Origin of the sequence: Parabacteroides caeci, assembly GCF_023656795.1 — a bacterium.
Taxonomy (GTDB): domain Bacteria; phylum Bacteroidota; class Bacteroidia; order Bacteroidales; family Tannerellaceae; genus Parabacteroides; species Parabacteroides segnis.
Map to the genome: position 1 here is coordinate 50,499 of NZ_JAMOKT010000041.1, position 18,359 is coordinate 68,857.

12 protein-coding genes are annotated in these 18,359 nt (G+C 45.1%); 8 read left to right on the top strand and 4 right to left on the bottom strand.

From position 1 onward, the window contains the following. Window positions 1-24 precede the first annotated feature (24 nt). The 5 genes from aspT (at window position 25) to NBH15_RS18950 (ending at window position 9,327) form a co-directional block, all read left to right on the top strand. On the top strand, window positions 25-1,722 hold the full coding sequence (aspT, locus tag NBH15_RS18930; protein ID WP_244051108.1) for an aspartate-alanine antiporter: 1,698 nt from the start codon (window positions 25-27) through the stop codon (window positions 1,720-1,722). Window positions 1,723-2,150: 428 nt separating this feature from the next. Then, window positions 2,151-3,806 (top strand): bifunctional aspartate transaminase/aspartate 4-decarboxylase, encoded by a 1,656-nt coding sequence (locus NBH15_RS18935; RefSeq protein WP_250823312.1) that lies wholly within the window; start codon window positions 2,151-2,153, stop codon window positions 3,804-3,806. 226 nt (window positions 3,807-4,032) lie between these two features. Then, window positions 4,033-6,282, top strand: a complete 2,250-nt coding sequence (locus NBH15_RS18940; protein WP_128135372.1) for an aconitate hydratase — start codon at window positions 4,033-4,035, stop codon at window positions 6,280-6,282. Window positions 6,283-6,700: 418 nt separating this feature from the next. Next, window positions 6,701-7,960 carry an NADP-dependent isocitrate dehydrogenase gene (gene icd / locus NBH15_RS18945; protein WP_250823313.1) on the top strand — a complete coding sequence of 420 codons (1,260 nt, stop codon included), beginning with the start codon at window positions 6,701-6,703 and terminating at the stop codon, window positions 7,958-7,960. 20 nt (window positions 7,961-7,980) lie between these two features. Then, complete coding sequence (locus NBH15_RS18950; RefSeq protein WP_186961548.1) at window positions 7,981-9,327, top strand: citrate/2-methylcitrate synthase; 1,347 nt, start codon at window positions 7,981-7,983, stop codon at window positions 9,325-9,327. A gap of 248 nt (window positions 9,328-9,575) precedes the next feature. On the opposite strand, the gene NBH15_RS18955 is transcribed toward NBH15_RS18950, so the two are convergent. From NBH15_RS18955 to NBH15_RS18970, 4 genes are all read right to left on the bottom strand, one after another. After that, a complete protein-coding gene (locus tag NBH15_RS18955) occupies window positions 9,576-10,817 on the bottom strand; it encodes an Hsp70 family protein (RefSeq protein ID WP_128135374.1) in 1,242 nt (413 codons plus the stop codon). A gap of 85 nt (window positions 10,818-10,902) precedes the next feature. Next, the gene (gene phoR / locus NBH15_RS18960; protein WP_010803448.1) at window positions 10,903-12,669 is read right to left on the bottom strand and encodes a two-component system sensor histidine kinase PhoR; all 1,767 of its coding nucleotides are present in this window, start codon (window positions 12,667-12,669) and stop codon (window positions 10,903-10,905) included. Window positions 12,670-12,684: 15 nt separating this feature from the next. Then, window positions 12,685-13,371, bottom strand: a complete 687-nt coding sequence (gene phoB, locus NBH15_RS18965; protein WP_128135375.1) for a two-component system response regulator PhoB — start codon at window positions 13,369-13,371, stop codon at window positions 12,685-12,687. 212 nt (window positions 13,372-13,583) lie between these two features. Further along, complete coding sequence (locus NBH15_RS18970) at window positions 13,584-13,865, bottom strand: HU family DNA-binding protein (protein ID WP_007653559.1); 282 nt, start codon at window positions 13,863-13,865, stop codon at window positions 13,584-13,586. A gap of 654 nt (window positions 13,866-14,519) precedes the next feature. Between NBH15_RS18970 and NBH15_RS18975 the strand changes: the two genes are divergently transcribed. From NBH15_RS18975 to NBH15_RS18985, 3 genes are read left to right on the top strand one after another with little or no spacing between them, the layout of a single operon-like run. Further along, window positions 14,520-16,640 (top strand): KamA family radical SAM protein, encoded by a 2,121-nt coding sequence (locus NBH15_RS18975; RefSeq protein ID WP_244051107.1) that lies wholly within the window; start codon window positions 14,520-14,522, stop codon window positions 16,638-16,640. Between the two features lie 35 nt (window positions 16,641-16,675). Continuing rightward, a complete protein-coding gene (locus NBH15_RS18980; protein WP_007659143.1) occupies window positions 16,676-17,218 on the top strand; it encodes a ferredoxin domain-containing protein in 543 nt (180 codons plus the stop codon). Window positions 17,219-17,253: 35 nt separating this feature from the next. Beyond that, window positions 17,254-18,210 carry a hypothetical protein gene (locus NBH15_RS18985; RefSeq protein ID WP_128135376.1) on the top strand — a complete coding sequence of 319 codons (957 nt, stop codon included), beginning with the start codon at window positions 17,254-17,256 and terminating at the stop codon, window positions 18,208-18,210. Window positions 18,211-18,359 lie beyond the last annotated feature (149 nt).

The window sequence follows — 18,359 nt, forward strand, 5'->3', positions numbered from 1 at the left end:
TATTAACGTCAAACAATTGTATATATGGAGTGGTTTGCTGATTTGCTCAAACACTATCCGGAACTGGCTATCTTTCTGACACTGGCTTTCGGTTTCTGGATAGGTAAATTTAAGATAGGTAAATTTTCTTTGGGAACAGTTACCAGCGTATTGCTGGTCGGTGTATTAATCGGACAATTGCATATCGATATCGGGACACCTATTAAATCCGTATTCTTCCTTCTGTTCCTTTTTGCCGTGGGATATAGTGTCGGTCCGCAGTTCTTCCGTGGGCTGAAAAAGGAGGGACTTCCGCAGATGCTTTTTGCCGTACTGATGTGTTTGTTCTCTCTGTTTGTTCCCTTTTTGCTTGCCAAGCTGATGGGCTATAATGCAGGAGAAGCGGCTGGATTGTTGGCTGGTTCGCAGACAATCTCTGCGGTGCTGGGGGTAGCGGAAGATACGATCAATCAGAGCGGGCTGAGTGCGGCGGACAAAACATCCATAATCAATGTGATGCCTGTGACTTATGCCGTCTGTTATATTTTCGGTACGGCCGGTTCTGCGTGGCTGATGAGCGATGTGGCTCCCCGTTTGCTGGGCGGACTGCCTTCGGTAAAGAAGGCTTGTAAAGAACTGGAAGCAAAGATGGGTACTGACGACGAAAGCGAGCAACCCGGTTTTATGCCGGCAGCACGTCCCATCACTTTTCGGGCTTATAAGATCAGTAATGACTGGTTCGGGGCGGGCAAGACCGTACAGGAACTGGAAGATTATCTGGAAGGGCAGGGGCGTCGTCTGTTTGTGGAACGCGTACGTATCAGTAATGTAGTGTATGATGTGAAACCGGACCTGATGCTTCAGAAAGGGAACGAGGTGGTGTTGAGCGGTCGCCGTGAATTTGTGATTGGAGAAGAAGACTGGATCGGCGACGAAGTGAACGACCTTGAATTGTTGGACTTCCCGGCAGAGACATTGCCCGTGCTGATCTCCCGTAAGAAGTTTTCGGGAATGACTATAGCCGGTCTCCGCAGTGAAAAGGTGATGCACGGCGTCAGCATTAAAAGTATCAAACGTGCGGGTGTCAATATACCTGTGCTGGCTGCGACAAAAATTAATCCGGGCGATATGCTCGAACTGGTAGGTACCAAGATGGAGGTGAATGCCGCGGCTGCAACTTTGGGTTATGCCGACCGACCGACCAACCAGACGGATATGATCTTTGTCGGCCTGGGAATCTTTATCGGTGGCGTGATCGGCTCGTTGGTGGTACATTTCGGAAATATACCGATCAGCCTGAGTACGAGTGGCGGGGCATTGATTGCAGGACTGGTATTCGGATGGCTTCGCTCCAAACACCCGACATTCGGACGTATTCCTGAACCTTCCTTGTGGGTATTAAATAATGTAGGGCTGAATATGTTCATTGCCGTAGTCGGTATTACGGCCGGACCGAGTTTTGTGACCGGCTTCAAAGAAGTAGGCGTGAGTCTGTTCATTATCGGAGCGCTGGCTACGACCATTCCGCTGATAGCCGGTGTCCTGATGGGCCGCTATCTCTTTAAATTCCATCCAGCCATTACACTGGGTTGTACTTCAGGAGCACGAACGACAACAGCCGCCCTCGGTGCGATAGAAGATGCGGTGGAAAGCCAAACACCGGCGTTAGGATATACAGTTACTTATGCTGTCGGTAACACCTTGCTGATTATCTGGGGAGTGGTGATTATCTTGCTAATGTAAATATAGAAATAATTGAACTATCTGTTTATTGACTGGTTGTACCTGGCTCCCCTCTTGAGAGGGGGTAGGGGGTGTGTTAAAGCCAGTCAATAAAACAAGCCTTGTAACAGGTTTATTTGCCGTCTGCTTCAGCTGACGGATTAGTAAATGGTCTATCTCATTAGACTTTAGTCCTATTTCTTACAGTTTTCTATCTAGGAGAAATGTGGCTGAAGCCAAAAGAGAGAAACAACTTGTAAACCGTCAGCTGAAGCAAACGGCAAATGAACCTGTAATAGTCAAGTGACTCTGATTATGGTGGTTGTATGGCGGGGATATAACACACCCCCTTCCCCCTCTCGAGAGGGGAGCCAGGTACAACCAGTTGCTATAAACAAACACTCATATCTGATAAAAATAGAAATTAATAATTATACATTATATATAATATGGAAGAAAACAATAAAATCGTAGTCACCCGTGAATACGAAAAGAAAATGTCGGAGATCAGTCCGTTCGAATTAAAAGACATACTGATCCGGTTAGCCGACGAGAGTGCCCGCAAGAGTACCCACATCATGTTGAATGCCGGTCGTGGCAACCCGAACTGGATTGCTACCACGCCACGCGAAGCCTTTTTCCTGCTCGGCCAGTTCGCCTTGGAAGAATGCCGTCGCGGGGTTAAACTGGAAGACGGCATGGTTGGTCTTGCCGGCATTCCCCAGAAACCAAGTATCGCCTATCGGTTCAGAGAGTTTCTTGACAAACATGAGGGGGTACCGGGTTCCGAACTTTTACGTGATACCTATAATTATATGGTACGTGTAAAGGATGTTGATGAAAACGACCTGGTACATGAATGGGCAGAAGGTGTGATCGGTGACCAGTATCCTGTTCCCGACCGTATTTTGAAATATACGGAAGTGTTGGTGCGTGATTATCTGGATCAGGCATTATGTAACAACCGGCCGCCCAAAGGTAAATTCGATTTGTTTGCCACCGAGGGTGGTACAGCTGCCATGTGTTACATCTTTGACTCCCTTCAACAGAACTTCCTGTTGAATAAAGGAGACAAGATCGTCCTGTTTGCTCCGGTCTTTACCCCTTATATAGAAATACCCGAACAGGCCCGTTATCTGTTTGATGTAACGGAAATACATGCGCTGAAAATGACGGGCGACGGATATCATACCTGGCAATATCAGGAAAAAGATCTGGATGTATTGAAGGATCCGTCTGTCAAGGCTGCCTTTATTGTCAATCCGAGTAATCCGCCTTCTTATGCTTTGACACCCGGATTGACGGAGCGTATTGTTGATATCGTTACCAATTATAATCCCAACCTGATGATTATTACCGACGATGTATATGCCACTTATGTGCATGGTTTCCGTTCCCTGATGGCTGAGCTTCCTGATAATACATTGTGCGTTTATTCTTTCTCCAAGTATTTCGGTGCGACAGGCTGGCGTCTGGCTGTCATCTCTTTGCATGAAGATAATATCTATGACCGTATGATTACCGCGTTGCCTGATGATAAGAAAACGGCATTGGCAAAGCGTTACAGCAGTATTATGCTCGACCCCTCGAAGATGAAGTTTATCGACCGCATGGTTGCTGATAGCCGTCAGGTCGCACTTAATCATACATCCGGACTTTCCCTGCCACAGCAGACACAGATGTCTTTGTTTGCTTCTTTCTCCTTACTGGATTCCGAGAACCTGTATCAGTCCCGCATGATCGACATCATTCACGAACGTCTGCACACTCTTTGGAAAAGTTCAGGATTTACCTTGCTGGATGATCCTCTCCGTGCCGGTTATTACAGTGAAATAGATATGGAAGTATGGGCAAAGAAATTCTATGGAGACGATTTCTTCGAATATCTGAAAGCCAACTACGAACCGGTCGATGTCGTGTTCCGCCTGGCACAGGAAACGTCGCTTGTCCTGTTGAACGGCGGAGGCTTTGATGCTCCCGAATGGTCTATCCGTGCTTCGCTGGCTAATCTGAAAACGGAAGACTATGTCCGGATCGGCGAGGGGATCGCTTCCATCCTTCATAGTTATGCCGCGAAATGGCAAGAATCGACAAAAGATAAATAAGTTAAGAATAGTTTATATATCGTTGAACAAAATAAGTTCGCCGCGCGTTTTATAAATGAACGTGAGGCGAACTTTCTTATTTGCATAGACAACCTCTATCGGGTCATAGACATTATTGAATAAAAGGTGTTTTATTTATATATACATTTGTTAATGACAAATGGAACTCTTTTTTTATTTGCATATACAAGCTTTCTGATAAACAAACAACTAATAAGATTATAATATGGTGTACGACATTGAAATGCTGAGAAGCTTTTATTCCAATTTCCCGAAAAGGGTAGATGTGGCCCGCGAAAAGATCGGTCGTCCGATGACTTTGGCCGAGAAAATCTTATATGCTCATTTATATGACGAAAAGGCATTACGCCTGTTCAGGCGTGGAGACGATTATGTGAACTTCCGTCCCGATCGTGTGGCGATGCAGGATGCAACGGCCCAGATGGCATTGTTGCAATTCATGAATGCAGGAAAAAAGAAATCTGCTGTCCCGGCAACCGTCCATTGCGATCACCTGATCCAGGCGAATATCGGTGCGAAAGCAGATATTGAAACGGCAACAAAAGGGAACAGCGAAGTGTATGATTTCCTGAAATCCGTATCCGATAAGTTCGGTATCGGTTTCTGGAAACCCGGAGCAGGAATTATCCACCAGGTAGTATTGGAAAACTATGCCTTCCCCGGCGGAATGATGGTCGGAACAGACTCACACACGCCGAATGCCGGCGGATTGGGAATGGTAGCTATCGGTGTCGGAGGTGCCGATGCCGTCGATGTAATGACCGGGATGGAATGGGAACTGAAGATGCCGAAGCTGATCGGTGTCAAGCTGACCGGACGTCTGAGCGGCTGGGCTTCACCGAAAGATGTCATCCTGAAACTGGCTGGTATCCTGACCGTAAAGGGCGGGACGAATGCCATTATCGAATATTTCGGAGAAGGTTCTTCCTCTATTTCCGCTACGGGAAAAGCGACAATCTGTAACATGGGTGCCGAAGTGGGTGCCACTACTTCATTGTTCCCGTACGATCTGAATATGGCAACTTATCTGCGTGCCACTGGCCGCGATACCGTTGCAGCCTGGGCCGATGCTATCCAGGATTATCTGGAAGCCGATATGGAAGTAAGGGCACAGCCGGATGAATATTATGACCGCGTGATCGTCATCAATCTGTCCGAACTGGAACCGCATATCAATGGCCCCTTCACTCCGGATGCGGCAACGCCTATCTCTGAGTTTGCTGCGAAGGTAAAAGCAAACGGCTATCCCCGCCAGATGGAAGTCGGCCTGATCGGTTCATGTACGAACTCCTCTTATCAGGATTTAAGCCGTGCCGCCTCTATCGCCCGGCAGGCTTTTGAAGATAAAATACCTGTTGCTTCCCCGTTGATCATCAATCCGGGATCGGAACAGATTCGTTATACAGCCGAACGTGACGGTATCATCGGTGACTTTGAAAAACTAGGCGCGACCATCATGGCAAACGCCTGCGGTCCGTGTATCGGCCAGTGGAAACGTCATACCGACGATAACACCCGCAAGAACTCAATCGTAACCTCCTTTAACCGTAATTTCGCCAAACGTGCAGACGGCAATCCGAATACACATGCTTTTGTCGCTTCCCCGGAACTGACGCTTGCATTGACTATTGCCGGTGACCTTTGTTTCAATCCGTTGACGGATACATTGAAGACCGAAGACGGTCACGAAGTGAAACTCCGTGAGCCGCAGGGAACAGATTTCCCGCCCAAAGGTTTTGATGTAAAAGATAACGGTTATCTGGCTCCGACCGGAAAAGATGCGGAAGTAAAGATCAGTCCCGATTCAAACCGTTTGCAGGTATTGCATCCTTTTGCTCCGTGGGATGGAAACGATTTGCTGGAAATGCCTCTTTTGATCAAGGCTTCGGGTAAATGTACGACAGATCATATTTCGATGGCCGGTCCGTGGCTCCGCTTCCGTGGTCATCTGGAAAATATATCCGACAATATGCTGATGGGGGCGGTGAACGCTTTCAACGGTCAGACGAATGCTGTGTTGAACCAGTTGAATAATACGTATGAAGCTGTCTCCGCCGTTGCCAAACAGTATAAGGCGAAAGGCATTTCATCCATCGTGGTTGCCGAAGAGAACTACGGTGAAGGCTCCTCCCGTGAACACGCCGCTATGGAACCCCGTTTCCTGAATGTGAAAGTGATCCTTGCCAAGAGTTTTGCCCGCATCCATGAAACGAACCTGAAAAAGCAGGGAATGCTTGCCCTGACTTTTGCCGACAAGGACGATTATAATAAGATTCGTGAAAACGATCACATCTCCATCATCGGTTTGAAAGAGTTCACACCGGGCAAGCCATTAACTGCTATCGTATTGCATGCGGATGGCACACAGGAATCATTCCCTGTAAATCACACGTACAATGATTTGCAGATCCGATGGTTCAAGTCCGGATCAGCATTGAATATGGCACATGTATAGAAAAAATTGAACTATCTGTTTATTGACTGGTTGTAACTGGCTCCCCTCTTGAGAGGGGGTAGGGGGTGTGTTAAAGCCAGTCAATAAAACAAGCCTTGTTACAGGTTTATTTGCCGTCTGCTTCAGCTGACGGATTAGTCAAGGGGTTATCTCATTGGACTTTAGTCCCATTTCTTACAGGTTTCTATCTAGGAGAAATGTGGCTGAAGCCAAAAGAGAGAAACAACTTGTACACCGTCAGCTGAAGCAAACGGCAAATGAACCTGCAATAGTCAAGTGACTCTGATTAGGATGGTTGTATAGGCGGGGATATGACACACCCCCTTCCCCCTCTCGAGAGGGGAGCCAGGTACAACCAGTTGCTATAAACAAACACTCAAATCTGACAAAGACTGAACAAAATTAATAAACTATCATCATGAATAAAATAACAAAACAAAACGACCATTTGATTGTCCCGGACAAAGTAACCATTCCTTTTATCGAAGGTGACGGAGTGGGAGCGGAGATCACTCCGGTCAGCCAGAAGATTGTAAACGCTGCCATCGAAAAAGCATATGGCGGCCGGCGCTCTATCGAATGGAAAGAAGTACTGGCTGGCGAAAAGGCGTTCAATCAAACAGGCAGTTGGCTGCCCGACGAAACAATGGATGCTTTCCGCGAATATATGGTCGGTATCAAAGGTCCGCTGACTACTCCTATCGGCGGCGGTATCCGTTCCCTGAACGTGGCTTTACGGCAGACACTCGACCTGTATGTTTGCCTGCGTCCCGTCCGTTGGTTTAAAGGTGTCGTCTCTCCGGTGCGTGAACCGCAGAAGGTCGATATGTATATCTTCCGAGAGAATACGGAAGATATCTATGCCGGTATCGAATGGCAGCAAGGAACACCTGAAGCAGCAAAATTCCTTCAGTTCCTGACGGAAGAAATGGGAGTGACGAAAGTACGTTTCCCGGAAACATCTTCATTCGGTGTGAAACCTGTATCGGTAGAAGGAACCGAACGGCTGGTGCGTGCCGCCATCGAATTTGCCCAGACCAATCAGTTGCCGAGTGTAACGCTGGTGCACAAAGGAAATATCATGAAGTTCACCGAAGGCGGTTTCAAACTCTGGGGATATGCCCTGGCGGAACGCGAGTTTGGCGACAAGACATTCACCTGGCCGCAATACGAAAAGATCAAAAAGGAAAAGGGGGAAGCCGAAGCCGCCAAAGCGCTGGCAGAAGCATCGGCTACCGGAAAGGTCATCATCAAAGATGTAATTGCCGACGCTTTCCTGCAAAATACCTTATTGATCCCGGAAGAATATTCCGTTATTGCGACACTCAACCTGAACGGCGATTATATCTCCGACCAATTGGCCGCCATGGTAGGTGGCATCGGAATCGCACCGGGTGCCAATATCAACTACAACAGCGGTTATGCTATTTTCGAAGCAACGCATGGCACGGCACCTAATATTGCCGGAAAGAATATCGTGAACCCGTCTTCCCTTTTACTCTCCTCCGTGATGATGCTTGAATATATGGGTTGGAACGAAGCTGCCAACCTGATCACGGCCGCCATGGAAAAGGCTTTCTCGAAGGGAGAAGCAACGAATGACCTGGCACGTTTTATGCCGGAAGGAAAATCTCTTGGCACCAAAGAATTTGGTGATTGTATCATATCTTTATTGTAACCTCGTAAAAATAACTCGTGATGAAAAAAGAATATCTTATTTACAAACTGTCGGATGCGTCAAAAGATGCTTGCAAGATTGATAACGAACTGTTCCCGATGTACAACGTGAAACGCGGTCTGCGTAACGAAGACGGCAGCGGGGTGTTGGTCGGCCTGACCAAGATCGGTAATGTAGTTGGTTACGAACGCCTGCCGGATAACGGTGGCCTGAAAGCTATTCCCGGTAAACTGTTTTACAGAGGTTACGATGTGGAGGACCTGGCTCATGCCCTGATCAAAGAAAAACGTTTCGGTTTTGAGGAAGTGGCTTACCTGTTGCTTTCCGGAAAATTGCCCGATAAAGAAGAGTTAGCCTCTTTCAAAGGCTTGATCTGCGATAATATGCCGTTGGAGCAGAAAACCAAGATGAATATCCTCGATCTGGAAGGGCAGAATATCATGAATATCCTTGCCCGTAGTGTTTTGGAAATGTATACGTTCGATCCGAATCCGGACGATACTTCCCGTGACAACCTGATGCGCCAGTCTATCGAACTGATCTCGCGTTTCCCGACCATTATAGCATATGCTTATAATATTTATCGTCATAGTACACACGGCCGTTCCCTGCATATCCGTCATCCGCACGAAAACCTTTCGCTTGCGGAAAACTTCCTGCATATGCTGAAAAAAGACTTTACGGAACTGGATGCCCGTACACTTGACCTGTTGCTTGTTTTGCAGGCTGAGCACGGTGGCGGTAATAACTCGACCTTTACAGTCCGTGTAACCAGTTCGACCGGAACGGATACCTATTCTTCTATTGCAGCCGGTATCGGTTCGTTGAAAGGCCCGTTGCACGGTGGTGCCAATATCCAGGTTGTCGATATGTTCCATCATCTGAAAGAGAATATTGGCGACTGGAAGAATGTGGATGAAATTGATACTTATTTCATGCGTATGCTGAACAAAGAGGCTTATAACAAGACCGGCCTGATTTACGGTATCGGTCATGCCGTCTATACAATTTCCGATCCGCGTGCCGTTGTTTTGAAAGAACTGGCTCGTGACCTGGCCAAGGAAAAAGGACGTGAAGAAGAATTTGCCTTCCTCGAACTGCTGGAAGAACGTGCCATCGAATGTTTCGCCAAACATAAAGGAACGAAGAAACGTGTTTCTTCAAACGTGGACTTCTATTCAGGCTTTGTGTATGAAATGATCGGTTTGCCGCAGGAAATCTATACACCGCTGTTTGCTATGGCCCGTATCGTAGGTTGGACTGCCCATCGCATTGAAGAATTACATTTCGATGGTAAGCGTATTATCCGTCCGGCTTATAAGAATGTGCTCGAAGATACTACCTATGTTCCGATCAAGGAACGCTGATCTATAAAATAAGAAGGTGTTGTAAAAGTTTCATTTGCATGTCATTTGTAGCTTTTACAATGCCTTTTCTTATTTTATAGCTACTTAGTTATTGATCAGCTGATTACAGTTTCCTCGTAGTTTCTTACTTTGGAAACTCCAGTTTCCTGCGGAGGGAACTGCAATTTCCTGGGCAGGGAACTCCAGTTTCCTCCTGAAGAAACTCGCGTTTCCTGCTTAGGAAACCAGACGGTCTCCGGCTGCGGAAGTTAATAGCTCAAGGATAACCCGTAAGCTACACTATTAAAAGTATTCCCTGTACGTATCTTATCTTTTCCGAAGATGCGGTAAAGTATCTCCCTTACCGGAATGACAAGGCTGCTACCTCCTGTGATAAAGACGGAGTCTATATCTGCTGCGTTATATTGCGCTGTGTCCAATAGTTTCAGGATATATCGTTCGATCTCGGTAGTATGCCGTTCGATGATCGTAGCAAACTCGCCGGGCGTGAAAGGCTCATGTATATGGATTGTCTCTTTTTCAAAGTCGATTGTTGTATCTTCTCCGGTCGAGAGGTTTATTTTGGATTGCTCGATTCCTTTGAACAGGGAGAAGACATAGTTATTATCGATCAAAACTCTTATATTATCTATCTTGGGATTGTTGCCTGAGAGATGGTAGTAGTTATCCATCGAACGGCGCAGTTTGCTCTCCTTCAACATAAATGTCCTTTCCCAGTTTTTCAGTTCGCGGTAGAGAATGGAAGGTATTTCAATCTCTTTATCGTACGATTGGTATTTTACGCCCCGGCCCAGATGGGGAGTCACTTTGTACCACATGATTTCCGAATCGAACAAGTCGCCGCCGATATAGACACCACCGTGAGCGATAATATCGTCTTTGCGGTCTTCCTTACGGATTTTATCGGGAGACAGGTTCATGATGGTAAAGTCGGAAGTACCGCCACCGAGGTCGGCAACCAGTACGTTTTCGCAATGATCGAGCCGTTGCTCATAGGAGAGGGCGGCGGCAATCGGTTCCAATTGCAGTTTGATGTTTCTGAAACCTGCGTTACGGGCGGCAAGCGTCAGGCGGTTGACTGCCAAAGTCTCTTGCTTGGGGTCTTCCGAAAAAACGGCAGGTCTTCCAAGTATCACATCCGTGATTTCCGCTCCGGCGAAGGCTTCCGCTTTCTCTTTCAAATGGCGGATGATGCAGGTAACGAGTTGATCGGGCGTCATTCTTTTACCGAATATCCAGGTAGAAAGAAACTTGTCCTGGCGGAGCAGCGTCTTGACGGATTTCAGCAGACGCCCGGTCATCTCTTCTTCAATATATTTATCGTGGGCCTCTTTACCCACATAGTATTTCATCTCGTTTGTGTCCGGAAAATACAGGATGGAACTTTCGCTATACGAAAATACTTCTTTCCGTGTTGCTTTGTCTGTCAGCGATATAATGGAATTTGATGTTCCGAAGTCCAGACCGCATGTCAACTCGTTTATATTCATCTTTGCCTTGTTTTTTATAGGAAAATAGGGCGCGAAGATATAAAATACGAGACATTTTTATACTATATATACCTGTAATTTATGTTTATAATTTTTTCTTCAGGGTAAAGAAGAAGGTAACTCCTTTGCCCGGACTACTCTTTGCCGAAATCTGTCCTTTATGGAAATTAACCCCATTCTTGACGATAGACAATCCCAGTCCTGTTCCGCCGACTTTGCGGCTACGTCCTTTATCCACGCGGTAGAACCGTTCGAATATGCGGTTGATATGTTCTTCCGAAATACCCACACCGTTATCTGCGAAACTGAAATAATAGAATTTCGGATCTTCTTTATAACAGTTCACGGTTATTTGGCTTCCTTCTCCGGCATATGCGATCGCATTGTCGTAGAGGTTACGAAAAATGGAATACAATAGGGAGTAATTGCCATGTATCGTAGGATCGCCCGGCAGAATAACTTCAGATGTGATCTGTTTTTCTTCCATCTCTTTCGAACATTCCTTCTGGATCTCGACGATCAGTTTCGGAATATTTATATCGGACAAGTCGAACATTTCGGACGCCTCGTCCAAACGGTTCAGTACAGAGATGTCACGTAATAATCCGGTCAGGCGTGTACTCTGCGAGTAGCAACGTTCCAGGAAGAACTGGCGCTTGTCGGGAGTAAGTTCCGGATTGCTGATAATCGTTTCCAGATATCCCTGAATGCTGCTGACGGGTGTTTTCAGTTCGTGGGCGACATTCTGGGTAAGCTGGCGTTTCATCCGGCTCTCTTCTTCCTGGCGTGAAATATCATTGATGGATATTTCGTAACTGTTATCCAGGAACAGGATACATTCGATCAGAAATATTTTCCCGTTTTTATCGATCGTTACAGATTCGCGTAACACTTTCCGTTTCCGGTTCATATTAGGGATATTTTTATTCAGGAAAGCCTTAATGGGTTCAAGTTCCCGGATATCCTGGGCATCTTCAGCCTGACGGATCTGATTGTCGGAAATAACGTTCAGGAACTGTATGAAAAGGATATTCGACAAAATTTCTTTCCCTTCGGCGGTAAACATGGCGAATCCTTCTTTGGCGTACTGGAAATGCTTTATCAGCTTTTCACGTTCCATGGAAAGCTCGTCTTTGGCCTTTTGTTGCCGGTGATACAGTGTGACAATGTTCTTTGAGATATCTCCCAGTTCGTCATTGGGGAAGATATAATCGTTTTCCGGTATCCGGTCCTTTTCTATGTTCAGGGCAAAGTCCCGTAGTTTGGATATGGTCCGTCCGATACTGAATGTAAAGCGGGAGAGGACAAAGAAAAAGATCAATGTCATCAGTATCATAAAATAGATGAAGTCCTTATCCGTGGATAAGGCACTTTGCACATAAGGATCATAAGGGAGCGCCGAACGGTAGATATAACTGCCTATATTGCTGGCCGAATAAAAATACCGTCTGCCCGTCGATCCCGAGGTGCGGATGGCAAAGCCTTCATTATACAAACGGGCTTTGCGCACTTCGCTACGATCGTTATGGTTGTTGAATTCTTCTGTCCCGCTATTATCGAACAATACCTTTCCGTTGGGATCGATAATGGTGACACGCAATTCTTTTTGCGGAATATCTTCGATAAATTGCCTTACCGTCTTATTAATGTCGGTATCCTGTTGGGTACGGCTAAATAATTGGTAATTATAGTTACTCAATACATTATTCAACTTCTCCTGCGAAAATTCCCGTTCCCGTTGGTATTGAAACAACAGGAAGCAAACTGTAAATCCAAGGAACATCACAAAAATCGACCAGAATAACCGCTGGCTGAAAGGTATCCGGTTTTTCATCTTTTCTACTCTTACCATGATTAAATAACAGGATTAGTACTCAAAACAATAACCGAAGCCGAGTCGGGTAACGATGTTTTTTCCGTAAGGGCCTATCTTTTTACGCAGACGGGTAATGTTTACGTCGATTGTTCGATCCAGCACATATACTTCATCTTTCCAGATACGGGACAGGATCTCTTCACGTGAGAAGACATTTCCTTTATTCTCCAGCAGTAATTTCAGAATCTCGAATTCTTTTTTGGTCAGTGGGACTTCCTTGCCGTCTACCGATGCTTTAATGCGTTTGGGATCGAGTGCCAATGTTTCATATTCGAGAAGTTCGTTCGTCTCGTTTTTCTCTTTATCGGTCGTTCTCCGTAATACAGCCTTAACACGTGCGACAACCTGGCGGATTGAAAAAGGTTTTGAAATATAATCGTCCGCTCCCAGGTTAAAGCCTGTCAGCATATCGTTTTCAGTATCTTTGGCTGTCAGAAATATGATCGGTATATCAGCCCTGCTTTCTTCTTTTCTTAATATACTCGCCATCTTGAATCCGGAGATTTCTCCCATCATAACATCGAGCAAAAGCAACTGATAGACAGACAGGTCCTTTTTTAATGCTTCTTCCGCACTAAAAGCCGTATCCACTTCATAACCTTCTATTTCAAGATTGAATTTGAGGATTTCGCACAAGTCCTCTTCGTCATCCACAACAAGAATTCGGGGCATATCCATAGTCTTTTTTATTTAATTTGAAATGAATAATTCATTCCTTTGTTTACAAAATTAATTATTTTCTGCAAAGGAAGGCATTTGGTATTTCGGTTGAATGAAATATATGTTACGATTCTGTTACATCGGCCGTTTTTGTCTGGGGAGGAAAAGAACAACGTCCGTGCTATAGGAATAGTCCGGACGTTCATTTTACCATATGGAGCGGTTTGGTTTTATTTGCTACCGTTCATAGCTTCCAGCAGGAATTTACCAGGTTTGAACTTTACTGTTGTTCTAGCCGGAATCTGTACCGGAGTACCCGTTTTGGGATTACGAGCCAAACGACTGTTTTGCGGTCTGGGTAATAATGTACCAAAACCAACGATAGATATTTCTTCGTTCTGGGACATTTTTTCTGTTACGATCTCCATGTAAGCCTCCAGGACCTTTTTAGCCTTTTGTTTTTTTAAACCGGCTTTTTCTGCCAACTCTACAATAAGTTCTGCTTTGTTCATAGGTATTTTATTTAAATGATTAATACTGGTGCAAAATTAGTGAAAAATATTACCTGTGAAACTTTTTTTGTAATTTCTGTATTCTTTATTTTTCAATGCGGGAGATGGGTTGGTGTAAAGTGATGACGAACTGATGTAAATATGATCGGTGTGTTTCATTTAATATCTTTGTAATAAGCCTTTTTCAATGGATATAATAAACCTGTTCGTCGTATGGCTTCTCAAAAAGAAGGCAAAATAAAAAAGTCTACTTTCACAAGTAGACTTTTTTTAATACTTATAATGACCAATACCTTTACCTAAAAATGTGAGGCTTAAGCCTCTAATATTACTTTTTCACAAAGATATGAATAGTTTTTGAGAAAAGCAAATGATAACTCATATTTTTCAAGGTTTCTATGAGGTGCTAAATAACCGGTTTCTTGTGGAATGCTAAAAATGAAATCAAAATGTAGTAAAATAGCCACATAAATATCATTTTGCTTTAAATTTCTCTCTTATTAGAATGTTTTAAAAGTGAATATTCATAGTTTTCCGATTAAAAATATTATATTTGTGGACAAGTGTAACTGTATATCCCCGGATATGATCTCTCCCTATGTGAGTGGCATGATTGTAATATTACTCTAATCAATATAAAAAGCAGCGATGTTTATGATTAAAAGAAAAGAACTAACGTACGACAATTTTTATTTACTAAAAGTGTTTAACAGGGACTTTCCTCAGTTGGTGACAATGGCGGAAGAGAGTCAGAACATAAAATTGTTCAGGGAGGCTCTACGCTCATTCGTTTCTTCCCGGATTGAAATCAACGGAGGTGGCAGTAATATGGGAAATGCCGTGGCGAAGCGTATTTTACTTTTAATTGAATATGACGGGTCTCCTATTGATGAACTTTCAACGGGTGAGGAGTTGTCTGTGCAAACAATCACTTATTTCTGGCAATTACTGACGGGAAAGCTGGCAGACGAAGTTTCCCCCGACCTGTTTATAGACCTTTATCATCAGTTCAAGTTATTGGAGTATCCCGAGAGCATCGAACCGGACCGTTCCCTGGTTAAGCGTCAAATGAACCGTTGGCCGACTGGTTTGGATGAAGAAGTGGTGGCAATCCGTGAAGCAAATAAAGACCGTATTATAAAACGGCTTATACGGAAGATAGAGCGCAGGAATGCACCGTCGTCCCGTTATCAGTTTTCACCGGAGATGACTTACGAAGAAAAATATAATCAGGTACAGGAATGGTGGAACACTGCCCGTTTCCATCTGGCATTGGCTATCAAGAGTCCGACGGAACTGAATTATTTTCTGGGTGAATCCCTCTCGGAAGAGATGATGCAGCTGTTGGCCCGTGCCAGAAAGAAAGGTATGCCATTTTTTGTTACGCCTTATTATTTGTCCTTGTTGAATCCGGGAACGGAAGGTTATGATGACAACACGATTCGTTCGTACGTCCTTTATTCTGATGAGCTGGTTGACACATACGGTCATATAAAAGCCTGGGAAAAAGAGGATATCGTGGAAACCGGTAAACCGAATGCCGCCGGATGGCTTTTGCCTGAAGGCCATAATATCCACCGCCGTTATCCGGAAGTGGCCATTCTTATTCCTGATTCGATGGGAAGAGCCTGCGGAGGCTTATGTGCTTCTTGTCAACGCATGTATGATTTCCAGAGCGAACGTCTTAATTTCGATTTTGAAGCATTGAAACCCAAAGAAACCTGGGATAAGAAACTCCGTCGTTTGATGCATTACTTTGAAGAAGATGCCCAGTTGCGGGATATTCTGATTACCGGAGGTGACGCCCTGATGAGCCAGAATGCTACTTTGCGTAAGATATTGGAAGCTGTCTATAAAATGGCTGTCCGTAAACGTAAAGCGAATGAAGAACGGCCCGAGGGTAAAAAATATGCAGAGTTGCAGCGGGTTCGCTTAGGTTCGCGTTTGTTGGCTTATCTGCCGTTGCGCATTACTGATGAACTTGTGGGGATTTTGAAAGAATTTAAAGAGAAGGCTTCTGCTATCGGAGTCTCCCAGTTTATTATTCAAACCCACTTCCAATCTCCTTTGGAAGTAACTCCCGAAGCCAAACGTGCTATAAAAGCGATATTGGATGCCGGATGGGTGATAACGAACCAATTGGTTTATACGGTTGCAGCTTCCCGGCGCGGACATACTGCCAAGCTGCGGCAGACGCTTAATTCCGTCGGTGTGATTTGCTATTATACGTTCTCGGTAAAAGGGTTTAATGAAAACTATGCCGTGTTTACCCCGAACAGCCGTTCGCTTCAGGAACAATATGAAGAAAAGATTTTTGGCCTGGTTCCCGAAGATAAGCTCGCCGAATTGGATGATATTGTCACCAATAAACGCCCGTTAGGAAGAAAATTGTATAATTTCTTGAGAGAGAATCATTTGTTGTTTGCTGCAACAGACCGTAGTGTCTTGAATCTGCCGGCTATAGGCAAAAGTATGACTTTTAAAACAGTAGGCCTCACCGCTGAAGGAAAACGAATCCTGAAGTTTGACCATGATACCGGACGCCGGCATAGCCCTATCATCAATAAGATGGGAGAAGTATATATCGTAGAGAACAAGTCGGTAGCCGCTTATTTGCGTCAATTGGAAGAAATGGGAGAGGATGTAAAAGAATATCGTAGTATCTGGAATTATTGTGAAGGAGTGACTGAACCGCGTTTCAGTCTGTACGAATATCCGGATTATCCGTTCGCCATCACAGAAAAGATGACTAATCTTGAACTCGAAAACGAGTAAAAGTGTATCTTTGTTCCTGCTAAACCAATAAAGAAATGATACAAAACGAAAGAGAAATACGGCACGAACATGTGTTAGAGGCTGTCCGTCAGATGATGACGGCTGCTCGTACGGCTCCCAAAGGTAAGGGGATTGACATTATAGAGATTGCAATGGTTACCGGTGAAGATATACAACGTTTGTCTGACGAGATGCTGAAACTGGCAGCAGAAACCGGATTTAAGTTTATTTTGCGTGATGCGGATAATATTTTGAGTGCGGAGGCTATCGTGATATTGGGTACACGCCAGCAGGTGCAGGGATTGAACTGTGCCCATTGCGGTTTTGAAACGTGTGTGGAGAAGCCGGCAGAAGTACCTTGTGCGATCAACTCGGTCGATTTGGGAATCGCTATCGGTTCTGCCTGTGCGACAGCTTCCGATTTGCGCCTAGACACCCGTGTGATGTTTAGTGCCGGGATGGCTGCCCAACGTCTGGGATGGCTGGGCGAGAGCAAGAGCGTAATGGCTATCCCTGTCAGTGCCTCTTCGAAGAACCCGTTCTTTGACCGCAAACCCAAAGAACAACCTGTGAAATAATTAGCTGGAATTTGGACAAATAATTCGATGACTCTATGATAAAGTTTGACAACAAACTTGAGATACGTTATTCATTTAACGATAAATCCGCTTATATGGATGCCTGGATTAAGCACCGGTGTGAAAAAGAGATACTCTCCATGCTGCGTGTCCTGGCCGATTTGCTGGATGTGAAGATGACTGCTCATTGCGAACCCTTTTCACAAGAAGGTGGATACCGGGTTGTATGGCCGATAGCAGGCGAAAGTTCGCGCTCTATCTCTGTCGTACTGAATATTCTAATGCAGGTACTGACCCGGCCCACTTTGTCTGTCGGAGGGCAGCCTTTGGTTGACCGGACCAATGCGGATGATGAGAATATGCAGAAGGAAATCTCGCTTTTGAAGCGTTCGCTTAAACTGAAACAGGCCGGTGCCCTGATACCCCGTGAGTTGGTGGAACTGCTGGCATCCTGGCCGAAGTTCTGTAAATATAAATCCAATTTCTACGAAGCGTTGCGCGGGTATCCGAAAGTGACAAAGATTAATGTACGCGAACTGAATGAAAATAACCGTAGCCGTTCCGGTTCCTTGGAGGTGAAACGTGAACAGTTCGATTATTTCATCCTTCGTTCGGACGACCTGCCGACCATCAAGGACAATAAAGCGACCATCGAAATTATCTCGCCGGTATTGAAAGACAGCCGTTACCGTTGGAAAGGTATCTATAATAAAGGCGGAGAGACAATCGACTTCTACATGTGCGATGAAGATTTCAAGAAACAGATGTTCGACGAGAAGATTTCTTTCACCAGCGGCATGTGTATCGACTGTGTGCTGGAAATCGCTCGTAAGCTAAGTGAATTGGGCGAGACGATTAACATCAGCTATACCGTAACGACTGTAATCCGTACCCGTTTCGACAAACTGGAAATCGTTACTCCGCAAGGCAAGCGCCATCTGCGTAAGCTGGAGGCGGAGAAGAAACAACTTACACTCGACTTATTTGGCTAACTTTTCCTATCTTTACGCCAAATCTTAGAGCCTGTTTAAATTTTATTCAATAGCATCCTAATAGATGCTAGTTTCACCATTTCCTCTGCCGAATCGAATGTCCATTCATAGTTTCGGCAGAGTCTTCTATAGTTGTCAAACCATGAAAA